The sequence below is a fragment of the Ruminococcus bromii genome (assembly GCF_928721825.1).
GTDB lineage: Bacteria > Bacillota > Clostridia > Oscillospirales > Acutalibacteraceae > Ruminococcoides > Ruminococcoides bromii.
This window is the reverse complement of sequence record NZ_CAKMVP010000003.1, coordinates 723,232-743,256: the sequence shown is the minus strand read 5'-3', so window position 1 is coordinate 743,256 and position 20,025 is coordinate 723,232. Positions and strand designations below refer to the sequence as shown.

19 protein-coding genes and 1 tRNA gene are annotated in these 20,025 nt (G+C 42.0%); 19 read left to right on the top strand and 1 reads right to left on the bottom strand.

Annotation, left to right across the window (positions count from 1 at the left end; all coding sequences use genetic code 11):
• The first annotated feature begins 61 nt into the window (after positions 1–61).
• Positions 62–1,423 carry a dockerin type I repeat-containing protein gene (locus tag QDI94_RS03790; RefSeq protein WP_147639980.1) on the top strand — a complete coding sequence of 454 codons (1,362 nt, stop codon included), beginning with the start codon at positions 62–64 and terminating at the stop codon, positions 1,421–1,423.
• Positions 1,424–1,482: 59 nt separating this feature from the next.
• On the opposite strand, the gene QDI94_RS03785 is transcribed toward QDI94_RS03790, so the two are convergent.
• The gene (locus QDI94_RS03785) at positions 1,483–2,217 is read right to left on the bottom strand and encodes a YebC/PmpR family DNA-binding transcriptional regulator (RefSeq protein WP_278474657.1); all 735 of its coding nucleotides are present in this window, start codon (positions 2,215–2,217) and stop codon (positions 1,483–1,485) included.
• Positions 2,218–2,447: 230 nt separating this feature from the next.
• Here QDI94_RS03785 and QDI94_RS03780 point away from each other — a divergent pair, with 230 nt between their 5' ends.
• The 18 genes from QDI94_RS03780 to groL all read left to right on the top strand — a co-directional run bounded on the left by QDI94_RS03780 (position 2,448) and on the right by groL (position 19,971).
• Entirely contained in the window at positions 2,448–3,332 is an 885-nt protein-coding gene (locus QDI94_RS03780) for a YicC/YloC family endoribonuclease (protein WP_278867264.1), read from the top strand.
• Between the two features lie 9 nt (positions 3,333–3,341).
• Entirely contained in the window at positions 3,342–3,599 is a 258-nt protein-coding gene (locus tag QDI94_RS03775) for a DUF370 domain-containing protein (protein ID WP_101029264.1), read from the top strand.
• Complete coding sequence (gmk, locus tag QDI94_RS03770) at positions 3,589–4,170, top strand: guanylate kinase (protein ID WP_015523741.1); 582 nt, start codon at positions 3,589–3,591, stop codon at positions 4,168–4,170. Before QDI94_RS03775 ends, gmk begins: the two co-directional genes overlap by 11 nt.
• Before the next feature lie 45 nt (positions 4,171–4,215).
• Positions 4,216–4,422: a DNA-directed RNA polymerase subunit omega gene (gene rpoZ / locus QDI94_RS03765; protein ID WP_015523742.1), complete on the top strand. Its 207-nt coding sequence runs from the start codon at positions 4,216–4,218 to the stop codon at positions 4,420–4,422.
• A complete protein-coding gene (priA, locus tag QDI94_RS03760; protein ID WP_278867261.1) occupies positions 4,382–6,859 on the top strand; it encodes a primosomal protein N' in 2,478 nt (825 codons plus the stop codon). The genes rpoZ and priA overlap by 41 nt, the downstream gene beginning before the upstream one ends.
• Before the next feature lie 17 nt (positions 6,860–6,876).
• Positions 6,877–7,353 (top strand): peptide deformylase, encoded by a 477-nt coding sequence (gene def / locus QDI94_RS03755; RefSeq protein ID WP_101029262.1) that lies wholly within the window; start codon positions 6,877–6,879, stop codon positions 7,351–7,353.
• Between the two features lie 15 nt (positions 7,354–7,368).
• The gene (fmt, locus tag QDI94_RS03750; protein WP_278867258.1) at positions 7,369–8,286 is read left to right on the top strand and encodes a methionyl-tRNA formyltransferase; all 918 of its coding nucleotides are present in this window, start codon (positions 7,369–7,371) and stop codon (positions 8,284–8,286) included.
• Positions 8,287–8,328: 42 nt separating this feature from the next.
• On the top strand, positions 8,329–9,033 hold the full coding sequence (locus QDI94_RS03745; RefSeq protein WP_278867256.1) for a zinc metallopeptidase: 705 nt from the start codon (positions 8,329–8,331) through the stop codon (positions 9,031–9,033).
• 18 nt (positions 9,034–9,051) lie between these two features.
• A complete protein-coding gene (gene rsmB / locus QDI94_RS03740) occupies positions 9,052–10,392 on the top strand; it encodes a 16S rRNA (cytosine(967)-C(5))-methyltransferase RsmB (protein WP_278867253.1) in 1,341 nt (446 codons plus the stop codon).
• Positions 10,389–11,432 carry a 23S rRNA (adenine(2503)-C(2))-methyltransferase RlmN gene (gene rlmN / locus QDI94_RS03735; RefSeq protein ID WP_187128355.1) on the top strand — a complete coding sequence of 348 codons (1,044 nt, stop codon included), beginning with the start codon at positions 10,389–10,391 and terminating at the stop codon, positions 11,430–11,432. The genes rsmB and rlmN overlap by 4 nt, the downstream gene beginning before the upstream one ends.
• A gap of 1 nt (position 11,433) precedes the next feature.
• A complete protein-coding gene (locus QDI94_RS03730) occupies positions 11,434–12,159 on the top strand; it encodes a Stp1/IreP family PP2C-type Ser/Thr phosphatase (protein ID WP_169923281.1) in 726 nt (241 codons plus the stop codon).
• A gap of 18 nt (positions 12,160–12,177) precedes the next feature.
• Positions 12,178–14,283, top strand: coding sequence for a Stk1 family PASTA domain-containing Ser/Thr kinase (gene pknB / locus QDI94_RS03725; protein WP_101029258.1), 2,106 nt, complete (start codon positions 12,178–12,180; stop codon positions 14,281–14,283).
• Between the two features lie 10 nt (positions 14,284–14,293).
• On the top strand, positions 14,294–15,181 hold the full coding sequence (gene rsgA, locus QDI94_RS03720) for a ribosome small subunit-dependent GTPase A (protein WP_278474671.1): 888 nt from the start codon (positions 14,294–14,296) through the stop codon (positions 15,179–15,181).
• Positions 15,163–15,813: a thiamine diphosphokinase gene (locus QDI94_RS03715; RefSeq protein WP_278867247.1), complete on the top strand. Its 651-nt coding sequence runs from the start codon at positions 15,163–15,165 to the stop codon at positions 15,811–15,813. The genes rsgA and QDI94_RS03715 overlap by 19 nt, the downstream gene beginning before the upstream one ends.
• A 65-nt stretch (positions 15,814–15,878) precedes the next feature.
• Positions 15,879–15,954: transfer RNA gene (locus QDI94_RS03710), tRNA-Ala, on the top strand.
• A 189-nt stretch (positions 15,955–16,143) separates the two neighbouring features.
• Complete coding sequence (locus QDI94_RS03705) at positions 16,144–17,757, top strand: PASTA domain-containing protein (RefSeq protein ID WP_278419818.1); 1,614 nt, start codon at positions 16,144–16,146, stop codon at positions 17,755–17,757.
• Positions 17,758–18,026: 269 nt separating this feature from the next.
• Complete coding sequence (locus QDI94_RS03700; RefSeq protein WP_015523751.1) at positions 18,027–18,311, top strand: co-chaperone GroES; 285 nt, start codon at positions 18,027–18,029, stop codon at positions 18,309–18,311.
• A gap of 31 nt (positions 18,312–18,342) precedes the next feature.
• The gene (gene groL, locus QDI94_RS03695) at positions 18,343–19,971 is read left to right on the top strand and encodes a chaperonin GroEL (RefSeq protein ID WP_176790800.1); all 1,629 of its coding nucleotides are present in this window, start codon (positions 18,343–18,345) and stop codon (positions 19,969–19,971) included.
• The last annotated feature ends 54 nt before the right edge of the window (positions 19,972–20,025 follow it).

Genomic DNA, 20,025 nt, shown 5'->3' with positions numbered 1-20,025 from the left:
GAGCTTTTGTGGGCACCCGAAAGGGTGCCCTTTTGTTAAAAAATAAATCGGGTATAAGCTTATGAAAAGACTGATTTCACTTTTATCGGCTGTAATTATGATTGCTTGCGTCAGCGTCAGCAAGAGCCGTGCCTATGAAGAATACAATCTGTCGGGTATTATCAGCTGTTCTGACATAAAGAGCGACAGTAACAGCAAGGGCGGATATGTGTGTGCTTTTTCAGGGAATACTGTGTTTTCGGCAAGGCTTGTACCCGATTTTTCTGCTTACAATTTTACTGTAAGCGGTCACATAAGGGGAGTGTCGCAGAGCGGCAAATATACAAATGCACTTGTGTTTGATGACGCATTTACTAATAAATATTCTGTTTATTCTCTTGATACCGACAATGGCAATGTCCGTAAAACTTCTTTTAACGATAAAAATTTCAGAACCGATTCTTTTTCTGTAAGCGATAACTGTGTGTACTACATAAAAACCGACAGCACATATGCTTATGTTGCGTGTGTTGATTTATCAACCGGCAGGAAAACAAAAATAAACTTTAGTCAGAATGCAAACGAAATATTTAATAATAACGGAAAATCTTATGTGAGGCTGTATGACGGCTCAGTTTGCAGACTTTCACAAGCATCCTCTGCCTGTGTTGCAAATACGGGTGAATTTAGAAATATTGCTAACGCAGGAATAAATAAGGTTATCAATCAAGACGGGTTTATTGTTTCTTTATCAGACAATTCAAGAGAATATGTGTCGAATGCGGAATTTGGCAAGGTTTCTGCATCTGACGGCAAAGTGTTTATTGCGGTGAATTACCGCCTCAGCCGCAAAGCTTCCGATAAAACCCAAAGCGTGTCAATTCCGAAAGCTGCAAAAGCGGTTGTAGCTTATAAAAATCGTTGCGGTATTTTGCTTGATAACGGAACTGTTTGTGTATACGAACCGTCTGATTTTCAGGAAAAGAAAATTATCAACAACAATAACAACAACAGTAACAGCAACAACAATAATAATAATGATAATAATCGCCACGATTCCTCCAAAACAGATAATCAGGCGGTAAATTCCGATTATATAATTTCAGACGGTATGATTTACGGAATTTACAGCGGAGAAACCGTTGCCGATTTCAAAAACAAAACTTCTGCTGAAAATGTATATAAGGCGGACGGTACGATTGCAAAGAGCGGAAAGCTGAAAACAGGTTTTACAACCGTTATAAACTCAAAGATTTATGTCATTGCAGTTTGCGGAGATGTGACGGGCGAGGGCAATGTAAATTCAAGGGATGTCACGCTTTTGCAAAAACACCTCTGTGATAATGCCGAATTAGATGGTGCATATCTCAAAGCCGCCGATTTTAACCTTGACGGCGAAGCAGATAACCGTGACCTTGTCTTAATTTCAAGGCAAAAGAATTGACAAAACAAAAACCGCCCCAATCGGAGCGGTTTAATTCATTTTGTCAGAAATAAACTTTATCAGTCCATTTCCCAGTTGTGCCATACATTCTGGATATCGTCGTTATCCTCGAACATATCAAGCATCTTCTGCATCTTTGTTGCAGTTTCTTCGTCCTCAAGCTTTGTGTATGTGCTTGGAACCATTTCAATTTCAGCAGAAACGAATGTGTAGCCGAGATTTTCAAGCTCATCTCTTACAGCGCCGAAATCATCTGTTTCTGTGTAAATTGTAAATACATCATCGTCAGCCTCAAAGTCTGATGCACCGCACTCAAGAGCGTCGCTCATCACGGTGTCTTCATCCTTTTCAAGGTCTTCACGCTCAATAACGAGAACACCCTTCTTCGAGAACATAAAGCTTACACAACCCTGTGTACCCATATTGCCGCCAAACTTATCAAAGTAATGTCTTACCTCGCCTGCTGTTCTGTTTCTGTTGTCTGTAAGTGCCTCAACAATTACGGCAACGCCGCTTGGACCATAGCCCTCATATGTAACAGCCTCATAGTTTGTAGCGTCGGCATCGCTTGACGCTTTCTTGATGATTCTTTCAATGTTGTCATTAGGTACATTTGCAGCCTTTGCTTTTGCAATACAATCCTTGAGCTTTGAGTTAACGGAAGGATCGGCACTGCCGCCCTCTTTGATGGCAACAATAAGCTCTCTGCCGATTTTTGTAAATACCTTAGCTCTTGCTGCATCGTTTTTGCCCTTTTTCTGCTTGATTGTACTCCATTTGTTATGTCCTGACATAAATATCATTCCTTTGTCAATAAAGTATAATTATCTTATTAAGTATATCACACACACCTTTGTGATGTAAACAAAAAAAGTTATTACAGTTTTGTAATAACTCCATTGTCAAATATCGCCTGTGGTGCTATAATCTATGTTGTAGAAAACAAAAGTCGATAAATTTGATGTAAATATAAAAAATAAAGCTTAAATGCCGAAAATATAATTTTACGAAGGGAGTTTTTGAAATGATCAGATCAATGACCGGTTTCGGAAGATGTGAAACCGTTATCAACGGTCGGGAGATTACCGTTGAAATTAAAAGTGTGAACCACCGCTATTTTGAATTTTCCTGCAGAACACCAAGAAGTTACGGATTCCTTGATGACAAACTTAAAAACTATGTAAATTCAAGGGTTTCACGAGGCAAGATTGATATGCTTGTATCAATCGGTGCTTCCGATGAAGAACCCTGTGATGTAACGGTTAATCATCAGCTTGTTTCGGGTTATATCAACGCTTTTAAGGAAATCAGCGAAAAGTACGGTATTCCAAATGATGTTTCCGCAGTTTCGCTCTCACGCTTTCCGGATGTTTTCACGGTTCACAAAGCACCTGAGGACGAGGATCAAATTACTGCCGATGTTCTTTCAGCCGCAAAGATTGCAGTTGACGCTTTTGTTGCAATGCGTGAAACTGAGGGCGAGAAGATGAAAGAGGACATTCTTTCAAGAGCCAACACAATTCTTTCTGTTGTTGGTGAAATTGAGGAGCGTTCTCCGCAGACTGTTGCCGAGTATGAACAAAGACTTATGGAACGCATCAAGCAGACGCTTGCTGAAAATGATGTCAAGGTTGACGAGCAGAGGGTTCTCACAGAGGTTGCCGTATTTGCGGATAAGGTAGCCGTTGCGGAGGAAACCGTAAGACTTCGCAGCCACTTTGACCAGCTTTCAAAGTTCCTTGAATATGACGAGCCTGTCGGCAGAAAAATTGACTTTATCATTCAGGAAATGAACCGTGAGTCAAATACAATCGGTTCAAAGGTTCAGGATGCAATTCTTGCACATAAGGTTGTTGACATCAAGAGTGAGATTGAAAAAATCCGTGAACAGGTTCAGAATATCGAATAAGGTGAACAGATGAAGCTTATTAATATCGGTTTTGGTAATCTTGTCAGCTCTGACAAGATTGTTGCAGTAGTTGCTCCGGACTCTGCTCCCGTAAAGCGAATTGTTCAGGACGCAAAACAGAACAGTCTGCTTATTGACGCAACCTGCGGACGAAAATGCAAATCGGTGATTGTTGCCGAGAATAATCATGTTATTCTCTCGGCAATTTCATGTGAGGCAATTCAGAACAGAACGGACGAAAGTGAGGAAAACAAGGATGAGCATTAACAGAAAAGGAAATCTTATTTTGTTTACCGGTTCATCGGGTGTAGGCAAGGGTACAATAATCAAGGAACTTCTTGACCGTGACAAAAATATCCGTCTTTCGGTTTCAAACACAACAAGAGAACCGAGAGAGGGAGAGATTGACGGGGTTCATTATAACTTTTTGACAAGAGAACAGTTCAACGATGTTCTGAAAAAAGACGGTTATCTTGAACACGCTGAGTTTTGCGGTAATCTCTACGGCACTCCTAAAAAGCAGGTTGAAGATATGCTCAATCAGGGTTATGATGTTCTGCTTGAGATTGAGGTCAAGGGCGGACTTCAGATTCTTGACAAATATCCCGACATTCTTAGTATTTTCATTCTTCCGCCTTCAATGGAGTCGCTTGAAAGACGGCTTCGCAGAAGAGGTACAGAGGATGAAGAAACTATTCGGAAAAGGCTTGCACAGGCTGCTGAGGAAATTAGCTACAAGGACAGATATAAGTACAATGTGGTAAACGGCGACCTTGAAACAGCAATAAATGAGGTCCTCGATATTCTTCATAAAGAGGATGAAAACCTTATTAAATAATATACAAAGAAAATTAACATAAAATATTTTAAGAGGAGAATTATTATGCATAAAGTTGATGTGGATTCATTATTACAGGGTAAGCAGAGTAAGTACGCACTTGTTGTAGGTGTTGCAAAAAGAGCAAGAGAAATTACTCAGACTTTTGAAGAGGAACAGATTGTAACAGAGGATAAGCCTGTTCTTATCGCAATCAAGGAAATCGAAGGTCATGAAATCAACATTCTTGAGCCTGACGAAGATGAACTCTGATTTAACGGTCAAAGTTGCCGTTGAAAACACAACATATGTTTTCGACAAATTATTTGACTACCTTGTACCGTCTGCCTTTACCGATTTGGTTCAGGTCGGCAAAAGGGTTCTCGTTCCGTTCGGAAGAGGCAACAAAAAGAAACAGGGAGTGATTTTTGAGCTTTCCGCCGTTAGCGATGACATTTCGGCTGAAAAGCTCAAAAGCGTTTGTTCTGTTCTTGATGACGAGCCTGTCTTGTCAGAGGAGCTTTTGAAGCTTGCCGAGTTTATGAAAGAGCATTATTTCTGTACCTATTATGATGCGGTAAAAACAATGCTTCCTGCGGGTATAAATTACAAAATCACAACGCTTTATGGTGTTCGTGAGGGTGTAGATGAAGAAGAGCTTTCCGAAGAACAGCAAAGAATTTTTGCTTACCTTCATTCAAAAAGAAAAGCCGTAAAGTCCGATAAAATTCTTGACGATTTCGGATTAGATAACACGGTTATTCTTGAAGATATGGTAAAGTCTGGCTATCTTTACAAATCCGATGAGGCTTTCAGAAAGGTTTCGGATGCGGTTATGAAAATGGCTGCGCCTACGGAACTTGCCGACAGCGACAATATCAAGCTTACCGAAAAGCAGAAAGCCGTTCTCGACCTTATCAAAATGACAGGCGGAACTTCCGTTAAAGAGGTTTGTTACTTCACGGGTGTTACAACGGGCGTTACGGACGCACTTTATAAAAAAGGTCTTATCTACTATTATGACGAAGAAGTGTTCCGCATTGAGGACAGAACAAAGGATGAAAGCCTTGCCCCTGTTGCATTGTCAGAACAACAGCAGACAGCCTGCGATAATCTCTATGCAGAATATGCCGATTCAAAACCGCATACAAGCCTTTTGTTCGGTGTTACAGGTTCGGGAAAAACAAGCGTTTTTATGAAACTGATTGAGCGTGTAATAAACGATAACAAGGGAATCATCGTTATGGTGCCTGAAATTTCGCTTACACCGCAGTTTGTTTCAACCTTTTCAAAGCGTTTCGGCGAGCAGATTGCCGTATTTCACAGCGCACTTTCACTCGGTGAAAGGCTTGACGAATATAAACGCGTTAAAAAAGGTCTTGCAAAAATCGTTATAGGAACACGAAGTGCCGTGTTTGCTCCGTTTGAAAAAGTCGGTCTTATCATAATGGACGAGGAACAGGAGTACAGCTATAAGTCGGAAAGCTCCCCCAGATATCACGCAAGAGAAATCGCAAAATTCAGATGCAGCTATGATAATGCCCTGCTTGTTCTAAGCTCGGCAACCCCGTCGGTTGAATCATATTACTACGCAGAAAACGGAAGATATTCGCTTAACACGCTCACCGAGAGGTACGGCGATGCGGTTTTGCCGAAGGTTGTTGTCGCAGACATGAATGTTGAACAGCAAAACGGCAATGTAACGGGATTTTCCGAAACCCTGCTTGAAAATCTGCACTATAATCTTGAAAATAACAAGCAGTCAATTCTGCTTTTAAACAGAAGAGGGCACAATACATTTGTAACCTGCCGAATGTGCGGCGAACCTGTTGTGTGTCCCAACTGTTCAATATCGCTCACATATCACAGCGCAAACCGCAGATTGATGTGTCACTACTGCGGATATTCCGCACCTTACACGGATGAATGTCCGTCCTGTCACAGCAAATCTTTAAGATTTGGAGGAACAGGCACTCAAAAGGCTGAAAGTGAAATTTCAGAGCTTTTTCCCGATGCAAGGATTTTGCGTATGGATACCGACGCAACATCTTCAAAATCATCCTATGAAAGGATGATAACGGCATTTGCAGACGGTAAGTACGATATTCTTGTGGGAACACAAATGGTTGCAAAGGGACTCAATTTTCCCAATGTGACGCTTGTGGGTGTTCTCAACACTGACTATATGCTGTATGCCGATGATTACAGAAGCTACGAAAGAACATTTTCTCTTTTAACTCAGGTAGTCGGCAGAAGCGGCAGAGGGGCGTCAAAGGGTATGGCTGTTATTCAATCCTACACTCCCGACAACCTCATAATCTCTATGGCGGCAAGGCAGGATTATCTTGCCTTTTACAGCACCGAAATTCAGGTCAGAAAAGCAATGCTTTATCCGCCTTTTGCAGATATTTGCGTAATCGGCTTTTCGGGGGAAAAACAGCAGCTTACAATGAAAGCCGCCAACAGCTTTTTGCAATGCTTTGTCAGTCACGCAAAAAGCGAATATCCTGCCATTCCTTTGAGAATACTCGGTCCGTCACCTGCAAGCGTTGTTAAGGTGAGCAATAAATTCAGATATAAACTTATAATAAAATGTAAGAATAACCGTGATTTCAGAACACTTCTCTCAGCGGTTATGATAGAATTTGCAAAGAACAAGGAATTTGGAAGGGTCAGCACATATGCGGATATGAACGCTCTGACCTGTTAGTGAAAGGAATATAATTTATGGCTTTAAGACAAATTGTAAAAGAGGGCGACAGCGTTCTCACCAAAAAATGCAGACCTGTCGTAAAGTTTGATGACCGCCTTGCGGAACTTATTGACGATATGATCGAAACCTTGCACAAGGCTGAGGGAGTGGGACTTGCCGCTCCTCAGGTCGGAATTTTAAGAAGAGTTGTAGTTATTGATGTCGGCGAAGGTCCGATTGAACTTGTAAATCCGAAAATTATCGCTTACAGCGGCAAGCAGGAAACTCTTGAAGGCTGTCTTTCAATCCCCGGCAAGTGGGGTTACACAGTAAGGCCCGATTATGTAAAGGTTAAGGCTCAGGACAGACACGGTGACGAATTTGTTATTGACGGCAAGGATTTGCTTGCAAAGGCTTTTTGTCACGAACTCGACCATCTTGAGGGAATTCTCTTTACTCAGGTTGCAACAAGAATGTTGACTCCTGCCGAAATTGAAGAAATGAATAGCTGATAAACAGGTGAAGATATGAAAATAATTTATATGGGTACTCCGGATTTTGCCGTACCTGCACTCAAGGCTCTTGCAAATTCGGAGCATAAGGTTTGTGCCGTGTTTACACAACCCGACAAGCCGAGGGGAAGAAAGATGATAATGACTCCTCCCGATGTCAAGGTGTGCGCAGAAAAGCTGAACATTCCCGTGTATCAGCCCGAAACCTTTAAGGACGGCAAACCTCTTGAAATTATCAATAAATATAATCCCGATGTCATTGTTGTTGCGGCTTACGGAAAAATTCTTCCCAAGTCGGTTCTTGACTCTGCAAAGTACGGCTGCATCAATCTTCACGGCTCGCTTTTGCCTAAATACAGAGGTGCATCTCCTATTCAGCAGAGCGTATTAAACGGTGACAGGGAAACCGGTGTAACTGCTATGCAAATGGATGTCGGACTTGACACGGGCGATATTCTGAAGGTCGTTAAAACGGAAATCGGTGTGAACGAAACCTCGGGAGAGCTTTATGACCGTCTTTCTCTTATGGGCGGAGAGCTTATTCTTGACACGCTTTCTGGTCTTGAAAAGGGCGAAATCACTCCGATTAAGCAGGATGAAAGCCTTGCAACGCACACTTCAAAAATTGACAAATCACTTTGTCCTATTGATTTTGCAAAACCGGCCTTTGAGGTGCATAATAAAATCAGAGGACTTAATCCGTGGCCGATTGCCACAACCGAAATTAACGGTAAAAAGATAAAGGTTCATTCTTCTTTGCTCTGTGAAAAGAGCGGAAAAGCGGGAACTGTAATCAGCACAAAACCGCTGATTGTTGCCTGCGGTGAAAAGTCGGTTGAGCTTTGTGAAATTCAGCCTGAGGGCAAAAAGAAAATGACCGCCGAGGCATTTCTTGCCGGCCACAGGCTTTCTGTCGGCGATGTAATCGGTTAAAAATTCCCGTCTGCAATATGCAGACAGAAAGGTGTTTGATTTATGGGCTTCTTTTACGGATTTGATATGACCTATCTTGTGTTTATTGTTCCTTGTATCATAATAACGCTGATTTGTCAGGTCAAAGTTAAAACAACTTTTTCCAAATATTCACAGATAAGAAATTCAAGAAATATGACAGGCGCTCAGGCGGCTGAATATGTTCTTCGTCAGCACGGTGTAACAGGCGTCAGAATTGAGCATGTTGCAGGCAGTATGACAGACCATTTTGACCCGAGAACAAATGTAATCAGACTTTCCGACACGGTTTTTAACAGCACCTCCGTTGCGGCTGTAGGCGTTGCCTGTCATGAGGCAGGTCATGCGGTTCAGCACGCAGAAAATTATCTGCCTAACAGAATCCGTTCGTTTATTCTTCCTGTTGCAAGACTCGGTTCAAGCCTCAGTTGGATTTTTATTATAGTCGGTCTTTGTTTTACACAGAGAGTAGGGTTTGTATTTCTTTATATAGGTATAATCCTGTTTGCGCTTTCCGTACTCTTTACAATCGCAACACTTCCCGTAGAGTTCAATGCGTCAAAAAGAGCACTTGAAACAATCAGAAACGGCGATCTTCTTTACGGTGAAGAATACACAGGAGCAAAGAGAGTGCTTCAGGCAGCCGCAATGACATATGTTGCAGCGGCTCTTACTGCAATTATGCAGCTTTTAAGATTGATTGTAATTGCGAACAATCGCAGAAGATAATTTATTTTGGAGATTAAAATGGCAAATACACGCAATATTGCACTGAATGTGCTGCTTAAAATTGAAAATGAGGGAGCATATTCAAATATTGCTTTGAATAATGCCATAAAGGAAAACCGTCTTTCGGGTGTTGACAGCTCTTTTGTGTCAGCACTCGTTTACGGTGTTCTGGAAAGAAGAATCACGCTTGATTATATTATCAGAGCCTATTCTAAAATTCCGTTAAGGAAAATTGAAACAAAAACGAAAAATATTCTCCGCCTTGGAATACTTCAGCTTTTGTTTATGGACAAAGTTCCCGACAGTGCGGCAGTCAACGAAAGCGTTAATCTTGCCAAAAAGCACAAGCTTCAAAAGTCTTCGGGCTTCATAAACGGAATCCTTCGCAATATCACAAGGGCAGAGGTTAAATATACATTACCCGATGAAAAGGACAGGGTTCGATATCTTTCGGTAAAATATTCCGTTCCCGAAAGTATCGTTAAATTGTGGGTTAATTCTTACGGAGAAAATAACGCCGAACAGCTTTTGGCATCTCTTAACGGCAGAGCCAAAATCTGTTGTCGTGTTAATACCCTCAGAACAGATGCAGACACATTAATTAAGAAATTATCCGATGAGGGCGTTGTTGCGGAAAAAATCCCGTTTATCGACAACGCACTCTATCTTGAAAATACAGGCTCGGTCGAAAGACTCAGAGCGTACAAGTCGGGACTTTTTCATATTCAGGATGCGTCAAGCCAGCTTTGTGTGAATTTTCTTGACGCAAAGCCTCGCAATATTATGCTTGATGTGTGTTCCGCACCCGGTGGAAAATCATTTACGGCTGCTCAGTATATGAACAATCGCGGCAGAATTTTCTCCTGTGATATGTTCGACCATAAATCGAAACTGATTTCAGCAGGTGCTAAAAGACTCGGCATCACTTGCATTTCAACGCTTCTGCGTGATGCTTTAACCAATGACACGGCACTTCCTGTGGCAGACAGGATTCTATGCGATGTTCCTTGCAGCGGTCTTGGAATTATGTCAAGAAAGCCTGAAATCAGATACAAGGACGACCTTATATCCAACGATTTGCCCGATTTGCAGTACGGGATTCTCTGTGCAAGTGCGAAAAATCTTGCAGTAGGCGGTAAGCTTATCTATTCTACCTGTACATTGAATCCTGAAGAAAACAATAAAAACACAAAGCGTTTTCTTAAGGAACATCCCGATTTTTACGGAGTACCGTTAAAACTTCCAAACGGAATTACCCGTGCATTTGATGAAGAACCATACGAAATAACACTTATGCCGCACACCTGCGGAACAGACGGATTTTACATCAGCTTATTCGGAAAGAAGGCGTCAAATTGAATAATTTAACGGATATCAAGTCAATGACGCTTGATGAGCTGACTGATTTTGTTACAGAAAACGGGTTTCCAAAGTTCAGAGCAAAGCAGATTTATGATTGGTTGTACAAAAATGTGACCGATTTTGACGATATGCGTAACATTTCCGCTGATTTAAAGACTTTTTTAAAATCAAGTTGTTACATTTCTGTTGCAAATATTGAAAAAAAACTTGTTTCAAGGTATGATAAAACAGTCAAGTACCTTTTTTCGTTTAATGACGGCGAATGCGTAGAGTCTGTTGTAATGAGTTACAAGCACGGATATTCAATTTGTATCTCAACACAGGTTGGGTGCAAAATGGGCTGCACATTTTGTGCAACAGGCAAAAGCGGTTTTTCACGAAGCCTTGCACCGTCAGAAATGCTCGGACAGATTGAAACGGCACAGCGTGATCTTAACATAAGAATTTCTAACATTGTTCTTATGGGAATGGGTGAGCCGCTTGATAATTTTGACAATGTTGTAAAATTTCTTCGACTGGTTTCGTCCGACAACGGTCTTAACATAGGAATGCGGCATATAACGCTCTCAACCTGCGGTATAGTTCCAAAAATTTATGAACTTGCAAAACTTCATCTCGGAATAACGCTTTCCGTTTCATTACACGCGCCGAACGATGAGATAAGACAGCGAACAATGCCCATTGCAAGAAAGTATTCTATTGAAGAATTATTAAAGGCTTGTTCGGATTATTTCAAAACAACGGGCCGCAGAGTTACATTTGAATACTCTATGATAAGCGGAGTTAATGACAGTGATGAAAACGCAAGAGAGCTTGCAAAACGACTTGAGGGTACACAAAGCCATGTTAATTTGATTCCCGTCAACACAGTTGAGGGAACAGGCTACTTAAAAAGCAATATTAAAAGACAGCAGGCATTCATAAAGATTCTTGCTGCCAAAAATATCGGAGCAACCGTGCGCAGAACACTCGGAAGCGACATAAACGCATCGTGCGGTCAGCTCAAAAGAAAGCATATTGAAGAAGGAGGTAAATAACTTGGAAGTATTCAGCAAAAGTGATATAGGACTTGTTCGTAATCAGAATCAGGATGACTGTCGCTTCGGAGTTATTTCTCCCAGCTGTGTCTGGGCAGTTGTGTGCGACGGAATGGGCGGTGCAAACGGCGGTAATATTGCCAGTGCAACAGCCGTTGAGTATATCAGCACCAAAATTACCGATTTGTACAAAGACGATATGACCAAAGAGCAGATTGGCGAGCTTATGGCAGAAATTGTTGTCAATGCCAATATGAAGGTTTTTGAAATGTCAATGAAAGACCCGGAGCTCACGGGTATGGGAACAACCTGCGAATTTGTCTTTGTAAAGGATACGACCGTTCATGTTGTTCATGTCGGTGACAGCCGCACATACGCAATCAGAGGCGGCAAAATCAAACAGCTTACAGAGGATCATTCCGTTGTTCAGGAAATGGTTCGCAGAGGCGAGCTTACATATGAGCAGGCACAAAATCATCCTAACAAGAACTTTATAACAAGAGCGCTCGGCATCAAGCCGTCGGTGCGTCTTGACTATATTGAAGCCAACTTTATTTACGGTGATGTCCTTCTCATTTGTACCGACGGACTTTCCAATTGCGTCACAACAGGAGATATGGTAAAAATATGTCATGAAAACCGTGGTGAGGGTCTTATCACAAAGCTTGTTGACAAGGCCAAAGACGGTGGCGGTTCTGATAACATTACAGTTACCGTGATTTACTAAGGATAGGAGTTGACTGTTTTGGACAAATATTTGGGCAAAAGACTTGACGGAAGATATGAAATCCATGAGCTTATCGGTGTCGGCGGTATGGCAAATGTTTACCGTTGTACCGATACTGTAGATGACCGTGAAGTTGCCGTAAAGATTCTTAAGGACGAATATCTTAATAACGAGGAGTTTATCCGCCGCTTTAAAAACGAATCAAAGGCCATTGCGATGCTTTCACATCCGAATATTGTAAAGGTGTATGATGTAAGCTTTGGCGATATGATTCAGTATATTGTAATGGAATACATCGACGGCATTACACTCAAGGAATATATTGATCAGCAGGGCATAATTGAGTGGAAGGATGTAATTCACCTTACAACACAGATTTTAAAGGCTTTGCAGCATGCTCATGAGTGCGGAATTGTGCACCGTGACATCAAGCCGCAGAATATTATGCTTTTGCAGGACGGTACAATCAAGGTTACTGACTTTGGCATTGCGAGATTTTCAGATAAATCAACACGCACAATGACCGAGCAGGCAATCGGTTCTGTTCATTACATTGCACCCGAACAGGCAAGAGGAAATGCAACAGACGGCAAGACGGATATTTACTCTGTCGGTGTAATGCTCTATGAGATGCTCACAGGCAAGCTTCCGTTTGATGGCGACAGTGCCGTAACAATTGCACTTATGCAGTTGCAGTCAACACCAAAGCGTCCCCGTGAGATTAACCCGGGTATTCCAATCGGTCTTGAACAGATTACAATGAAGGCCATGGAAAAGCTTCCGTCAAATCGTTACACCTCTGCCGCCGAGATGCTTTCAGATATTGAAAGATTCAGACTTAATCCCTCAATTGTGTTTGACTACGGTAATAAATCATTCGTTGATGACCAGCCTACAAAGTTTGTTCATTCATTGCGTGACAGCGGTGTAGACAAAAAGGTTGCAGGTGATGCAACAAAGGTTGTTGATATGCCGGAAGATAATGTTGTTGTTAAGGAAGATAAGTTTGCTGACGAGGATTTTGTTAAGGAACACAAGCCGTCATACTACGCAATTAAAGGTATTGTAATTGCCGCTGTAGCGGTTTGCGCAATTTTCTTTGCACTTGCAATGCTGAGAGGCTGTTCAACCTCTCAGGCAAAGGATGTTGAAGTTCCGGACTATGTCGGCAAAGCCTTTGTTTCTGTAAAAGAAAATAATCCGAATGATTTCCAGTTCGAGGTAAAAAGCGAATACGATGAATCCAAAGAAATGGGTGTTATTCTCGATCAGGAGCCAAAAGGCGGTTCCATGAAAGTAAAGTCCGGCTCGACTATCACGGTCACTGTAAACGGTAAGGATACAGAGGTTTCTGTTCCTTTCATAACAAACTACAGCGAAAGTGAAGCGACTCAGGCTCTTAAGGATAAAAACCTGATTCCGGAAATTATATATGTTGAAAACACCAAAACTCCCAAGGGCTACACGATTGAAAGCTTCCCAAAGGCAGGAGTTAAGACTACAATCGGTTCTACCGTTTATGTGTATGTAGCCGGCGGTAAGCGAACAGATAAGGTTACACTTCCTTCGGTAGACGGACTTACACTTTCAGAAGCCAAAAAGACACTTGTTGATCTTGGACTTACGGTTGAAACTGTAACCGATGATGACAGTAAAGAACCAAAGGATACAGTTCTCGGTATGACACCTCTCCAGTACGGCAAGGTTGACGCAGGCTCTGTTATAACGCTTACGGTAAGCTCAGGTCTTGGCGATATAAACACGGTGAACATCTTTGTCGATCTGCCGTCGGATGTTGAGGATTCGGTTGATATGACGGTAATTGTTGACGGTGCTGTTGATTCACAAAATTCAAAAACGCTTGTGCCAAAGTATAATAAGACCTATACTCTTGAGCTTAAGGGTTCAGGCACCTCAAGTGTGGTAATTCAGCTTGACGGTCAGGCTTACAGAGAGTATTCTGTAGATTTTGCAACTACAACGGTTACAACAACTGCGTCACATGATTATGTTGTTCCGACAACCGCTCCGCCTGAAACAGAACCGACGACACAGTATTACACAGATCCGTATGTTGAGCCTGACACAACCGTTCAGCCGGTTACGGATGATCCTGAACTTTAATCGGTGAAGTATGGATACTAAAAGTGGAATTTTAATGAAGTCAATCGGCGGGTTCTATTATGTTCGTGCCGATGACGCAGATTACGAATGTAAGGCAAGGGGGAGTTTTCGCAAAAACGGAAACTCTCCCGTGGCAGGCGATAAGGTGAAGATTTCCGTTCCGAATGACGGTTTTTGTGCGATAGAAGAAATTCTCCCACGCAAAAACAAGCTCCGCAGACCTGCCCTTGCAAACCTTGATATTCTCGTTCTTGTGTGTTCAACTGTTGAGCCGCTGCCGAATTTTACTGTTATAGACAAAATGACTGCGGCGGCAGTAAATAACAATATGGAACCTGTGATTGTCGTTACAAAAAACGACCTTGAAAACGGTGACAGGATTGCCGATATTTACAGACACGCAGGTTTTCGTGTTTTTCTTTGTTCCGATGATTCTTCTTCTCAAACGGAAGAGCTTAAAAGCTATCTTCACGGTAAGGTTTCGGCATTTATCGGCAACAGCGGTGTGGGCAAGTCTACTTTGCTCAACAGGCTGTTTCCATCGCTTTCACTCGAAACGGGACAGACAAGTAAAAAGCTTGGCCGAGGCAGACACACAACAAGAGTTGTTGAGCTGTTTGAGCTGGACGGCTGTTTTGTAGCCGATACACCCGGATTTTCAACGGTCGACCTTCAAAGATACGAAATGATTGACAAAACTCAGTTGCAGTATTGCTTTCCTGAGTTTGAAAAATACATCGGTGAGTGTATGTTTACTTCATGTTCCCACACCTGCGAAAAGGGTTGCAGAATACTTGAAGCACTTTCTGACGGTGAAATTGAAGAAACCCGTCACCGCAGTTATACCCAGATGTACAACGAGGTTAAAGATATCAAATTATGGCAGATAAAGGAGTAATTATGCGTTGTGTGATTATTTCAGGCTCGCCTGACACAAATTCGGATTTTTTGTCCGAGGTCATAAAACCTGATGATTATGTGATATGTGCCGACAGGGGCTGCGATTTTGCAAAACAGGCAGGGATTACTCCGAATCTTGTTGTGGGCGATTTTGATTCAGAGCCAAATGTCTTGTTCCCGAATACCAAAACTGTTCGTCTTATTCCCGAAAAGGATGACACCGACACTATGCATTCTGTCGGCTTGGCGCTTGAAAAGAATTTTGATACGATAGTGATTCTCGGTGCATTGGGAGGAAGATTTGACCATAGCTTTGCAAATGTGGCAGTTCTTTCTTATATTCACGAACACGGAAGTAAGGGTGTTCTTCTCTCTGAAAACGAGAAAATTGAATTTCTTTCTGTCGGTCATTATGAATATAAAAATATGAAAGGAAAAACTTTTTCATTGTTTCCTTTCGGCTGTCCAAGCGTTTGCGTCAGCTACTCCGATACAAAATATCCGCTTGATAAATACTGTATTTCAAGCAGCGTTACTTTGGGTGTTTCCAATATATTTACTTCTGATATGGCAACAATTGATATATATGACGGAAATGCAATACTTATAATCAATTTGAAAGAATGTTGATTTTGTTATTTGATATTGCATTAAAATGTATCTTGTACATACCGTGTGTAATGTCAACATTATATGGGGGTATAGCTCAGCTGGGAGAGTGTCTGACTGGCAGTCAGAAGGTCACGGGTTCGAGCCCCGTTATCTCCACCAATTTATGTCATAACAATATTTGCAAAGAATTATTATTTTTTCGGATTTGCAATAACAAAATTGTAATTATATTAACACTTTGAAGACTTGAAAAGAAATATGTTTTTATGGTATAATTCTTTTTAGACAAAATTTGAAATTGAAACTTATTTGGAGTTGAGTAATAATATGTCATTGTGTATGGGATGCATGCAGGAAATAGGTGACAATAAGATTTGCCCGTCCTGCGGATTTGATACAACAGAAAAACAGCAGGCTCCTTTTTTACCGTACGGAACTATTCTTCAAAACCGCTATATTGTCGGTGCAGGAATTGATACCAACGGTGAAAGCACGCGCTATATTAGCCACGACAAACAGACAGGTGACATCGTAATCATCTGTGAATTTCTTCCCATCGGACTTTTTTCCCGTGACGAGGGAACTGCAGAGGTTAAAATTAACTATGAAAATCGTCTGGTTTATAATAAGCTCAAAGATGATTTTCTCAACTATTATAAAATTCTTTCCGAGCTTCGTGAATTGTCTGCTCTTATGAATGTTCACAACATTTTTGAAGAGAACAACACGGTTTATGTTGTTGAGGAAAACGAGGATCTCATTCCTTTTGAAGAGTATGTTGAACGCAGTAACGGTCATCTTGAGTGGGATATTGCACGACCGCTTTTTATGCCTGTAATTTCCGCTCTTGAAGCTCTTCATAAGAGAGGCGTCGGTCACTATGCAATCGCGCCTAAAAATATGTATATAACGGCAACGGGTAAGGTTAAGATTTCCGGATTTGCATCTGAAAATGAACGCAAAAGAGGTACGCCTCTTAAATCACAGCTTTTCTCGGGAAGTGCTGCTCCCGAACAGTACGATGACAATTTTCCGCTTGACGATATTACCGATATTTACGGCTTTTGTGCAACGCTTTTCTATGCGCTTACAGGTCATATGCCAAAGAGTGCCGTTGAGCGCCGTAAGGACAGCAGACTTCTTATGAGCACAACAACCGTAAAGCGGCTCCCACCGCATGTTGTTTCGGCTCTTGCAAACGGCTTGCAGGTTGAAAGAGAAAACCGTATCACAGATTTTGACGAGCTTCGTTCTCAGCTTTCCGTTGCCCATACAGCAAAGGCAATTCAGGATGAAATCTCAAGAACCGCAAGTATGAATCTCTCAAAGAACGAGCGTAAGCGCAAAACCTCTAACGGTATGTCGCACGCGTCAATAATTATTATTGCTGCCGCTGTAACAGTCCTTGTTCTCGGTATCGCAGGCGTATTTTGGCTGATGCAGAACCCTCTTGCCGGAATGTTTGCTAACAATACCGACGCAAGCGTAAGCTCTACTCAGAGTACCGAGTGGACAGGTGCAACAATTCCGAACTATGTGGGAATGACATATGAAGATGCCGTAAAGAGTGCCGAAGGCAACAGTAATATCACAATTTACAGAACGCTTAACGACGAATACAGTGATGACTATGCAGAGGGTAAGATTATGTCGCAGTCACCTGCCGCAGGCTCAAAAATTACGCAGGAAGATTCGGTTGTAGTAAGTATCTGCGTAAGCAAGGGTTCACAGATGAGAACTCTCCCAAAGGTTGAGGGCGAAAAGCTTGATTCCGTAGCGTCGGACATTGCCGCTCAGGGACTTCTTGCAACTGCAGAGTATGAGTACAGTGACAAGGTTGCCGAGGGCAGAGTTATCCGCTATAAGGAACATGTTGAGGGTGATACTCTTGAATACGGTTCAACTGTAATTCTCATTGTCAGCAAAGGCAAAGAACAGACAAATACGCAATCATCAAACTGATTAACTAAACAACATAGCTTTTAAGACGGACTTTTTCGGTTCGTCTTATTTTTTTTGATAAAACGAGAATTATTATTAAATATCGTAATATGCCCGATAAAAATCACATTATAAAAATTTTCAGAAAACTGTCACAAAATAAAGGTCAAAAATAGTCAAATTTCTCTTGACATTTTTTGAAAATGGTATAAAATATAATTAGCACTCAGGAAACAAGAGTGCTAACCAATTGAAATGCAATTTATAAATTTTTACAGGAGGCTGTATTTATGACAATCAAACCATTACTCGACAGAGTCGTTTTAAAAGTTGAAGAAGCTGAGGAGAAAACAAAGAGCGGCATCATTCTTTCATCTGCTGCTCAGGAAAAGCCACAGTTCGCATCCGTTGTTGCTGTTGGCCCCGGCGGTGTCGTTGACGGCAAGGAAGTAAAAATGTATGTCAGCGTTGGCGATAAGGTAATCGCAAGCAAATATGCAGGCACACAGGTAAAGATTGACGGCGAAGAGTACACAATCGTGAACCAGTCAGACATACTCGCAACTCTTGAATAATTAACTGTTAAATATACGGAGGTAATTTACAATGGCTAAACAAATCGCATACGGCGAAGAGGCAAGAAAGGCTTTAATGAAAGGTATCGACCAGCTCGCAGATACCGTAAAAATCACACTCGGTCCTAAGGGCAGAAATGTTGTTCTTGACAAAAAGTTCGGTGCTCCGCTCATCACAAATGACGGTGTAACAATTGCAAAGGAAATTGAGCTTGAAGATCCTTTTGAAAATATGGGTGCTCAGCTTGTAAAGGAAGTTTCTATCAAGACTAACGATATCGCAGGCGACGGCACTACAACAGCTACACTTCTTGCTCAGGCTCTTATCAGAGAGGGTATGAAGAATGTAACTGCAGGCGCTAACCCAATGGTACTTAAAAAGGGTATTGCAGACGCTGTAAATGTTGCAGTTGAGGCTGTAAAGAAAAACAGCAAGCAGGTATCGGGTACAGACGATATCGCAAGAGTTGCCACAGTTTCATCACAGGATGAATTTATCGGTAAGCTCATTGCAGAGGCTATGGAAAAGGTTACAACAGACGGTGTTATCACAGTTGAGGAGTCAAAGACAGCCGAAACATACAGTGAGGTTGTTGAGGGTATGATGTTCGACAGAGGTTACATCGCTCCTTATATGGTTACTGATACAGATAAGATGGTTGCAGAGCTTGACAATCCGCTTATCCTCATTACAGACAAGAAGATTTCAACTACACAGGAAATTTTACCGCTTCTTGAGCAGATTGTTCAGATGGGCAAGAAGCTCCTTATCATTGCCGAAGATGTTGAGGGCGAGGCTCTTACAACTCTCGTACTTAACAAACTCAGAGGCACATTCACTTGTGTTGCAGTAAAGGCTCCGGGCTTTGGCGACAGAAGAAAAGAAATGCTTCAGGATATTGCAACTCTCACAGGCGGTACTGTAATCACGTCCGACCTCGGTCTTGAACTCAAGGATACAACAGTTGACCAGCTCGGTACTGCCCGTCAGGTTAAGATTGAAAAGGAAAACACAATCATTGTTGACGGTGCAGGCGATAAAGAAGCTATCAAGGGCAGAGTTGCTCAGATCAGACAGCAGATTGAAACAACAACATCTGACTTTGACCGTGAAAAGCTTCAGGAGCGTCTTGCAAAGCTCGCAGGCGGCGTAGCAGTTATCAAGGTTGGTGCTGCAACAGAAGTTGAAATGAAAGAAAAGAAGCTCCGTATTGAGGATGCTCTTGCCGCTACAAAGGCTGCTGTTGAAGAGGGTATCGTAGCAGGCGGCGGTATCGCTTGCATGAACGCTATTCCGGCTGTTGCTGAGTTCGTTGACACTCTCGAGGGTGACGCTAAGACAGGTGCTAAGATTGTTCTTAAAGCACTTGAAGAACCACTTCGTCAGATTGTTGCTAACGCAGGTCTTGAGGGCAGCGTAATCTGCGAGAATGTTAAGAAGGCTAACAAGGTTGGCTATGGCTTCAACGCTCTTACAGAGGAATACACAGATATGGTTTCGGCAGGTATCGTTGACCCGACAAAGGTTACTCGTTCAGCTCTCCAGAACGCAAGCTCTGTTGCAGCAATGGTTCTTACAACAGAATCACTTGTTACAGACATCAAAGAGCCTGCAGCTCCGGCAGCTCCCGCAGCACCTGATATGGGCGGAATGTACTAATCCCGTAAGCTTATAATATTATAGATAAATTTTACCGCAGACTCAAAAGGTCTG

What these genes read in the sequence shown, in the direction of transcription:
- QDI94_RS03790 (WP_147639980.1), top strand. Translation starts at nt 62, where the DNA reads ATGAAAAGACTGATTTCACTTTTATCGGCTGTAATTATGATTGCTTGC.
- QDI94_RS03785 (WP_278474657.1), bottom strand. Translation starts at nt 2,217, where the DNA reads ATGTCAGGACATAACAAATGGAGTACAATCAAGCAGAAAAAGGGCAAA.
- QDI94_RS03780 (WP_278867264.1), top strand. Translation starts at nt 2,448, where the DNA reads ATGATCAGATCAATGACCGGTTTCGGAAGATGTGAAACCGTTATCAAC.
- QDI94_RS03775 (WP_101029264.1), top strand. Translation starts at nt 3,342, where the DNA reads ATGAAGCTTATTAATATCGGTTTTGGTAATCTTGTCAGCTCTGACAAG.
- gmk (WP_015523741.1), top strand. Translation starts at nt 3,589, where the DNA reads ATGAGCATTAACAGAAAAGGAAATCTTATTTTGTTTACCGGTTCATCG.
- rpoZ (WP_015523742.1), top strand. Translation starts at nt 4,216, where the DNA reads ATGCATAAAGTTGATGTGGATTCATTATTACAGGGTAAGCAGAGTAAG.
- priA (WP_278867261.1), top strand. Translation starts at nt 4,382, where the DNA reads ATGAAATCAACATTCTTGAGCCTGACGAAGATGAACTCTGATTTAACG.
- def (WP_101029262.1), top strand. Translation starts at nt 6,877, where the DNA reads ATGGCTTTAAGACAAATTGTAAAAGAGGGCGACAGCGTTCTCACCAAA.
- fmt (WP_278867258.1), top strand. Translation starts at nt 7,369, where the DNA reads ATGAAAATAATTTATATGGGTACTCCGGATTTTGCCGTACCTGCACTC.
- QDI94_RS03745 (WP_278867256.1), top strand. Translation starts at nt 8,329, where the DNA reads ATGGGCTTCTTTTACGGATTTGATATGACCTATCTTGTGTTTATTGTT.
- rsmB (WP_278867253.1), top strand. Translation starts at nt 9,052, where the DNA reads ATGGCAAATACACGCAATATTGCACTGAATGTGCTGCTTAAAATTGAA.
- rsgA (WP_278474671.1), top strand. Translation starts at nt 14,294, where the DNA reads ATGGATACTAAAAGTGGAATTTTAATGAAGTCAATCGGCGGGTTCTAT.
- QDI94_RS03715 (WP_278867247.1), top strand. Translation starts at nt 15,163, where the DNA reads ATGGCAGATAAAGGAGTAATTATGCGTTGTGTGATTATTTCAGGCTCG.
- QDI94_RS03705 (WP_278419818.1), top strand. Translation starts at nt 16,144, where the DNA reads ATGCAGGAAATAGGTGACAATAAGATTTGCCCGTCCTGCGGATTTGAT.
- QDI94_RS03700 (WP_015523751.1), top strand. Translation starts at nt 18,027, where the DNA reads ATGACAATCAAACCATTACTCGACAGAGTCGTTTTAAAAGTTGAAGAA.
- groL (WP_176790800.1), top strand. Translation starts at nt 18,343, where the DNA reads ATGGCTAAACAAATCGCATACGGCGAAGAGGCAAGAAAGGCTTTAATG.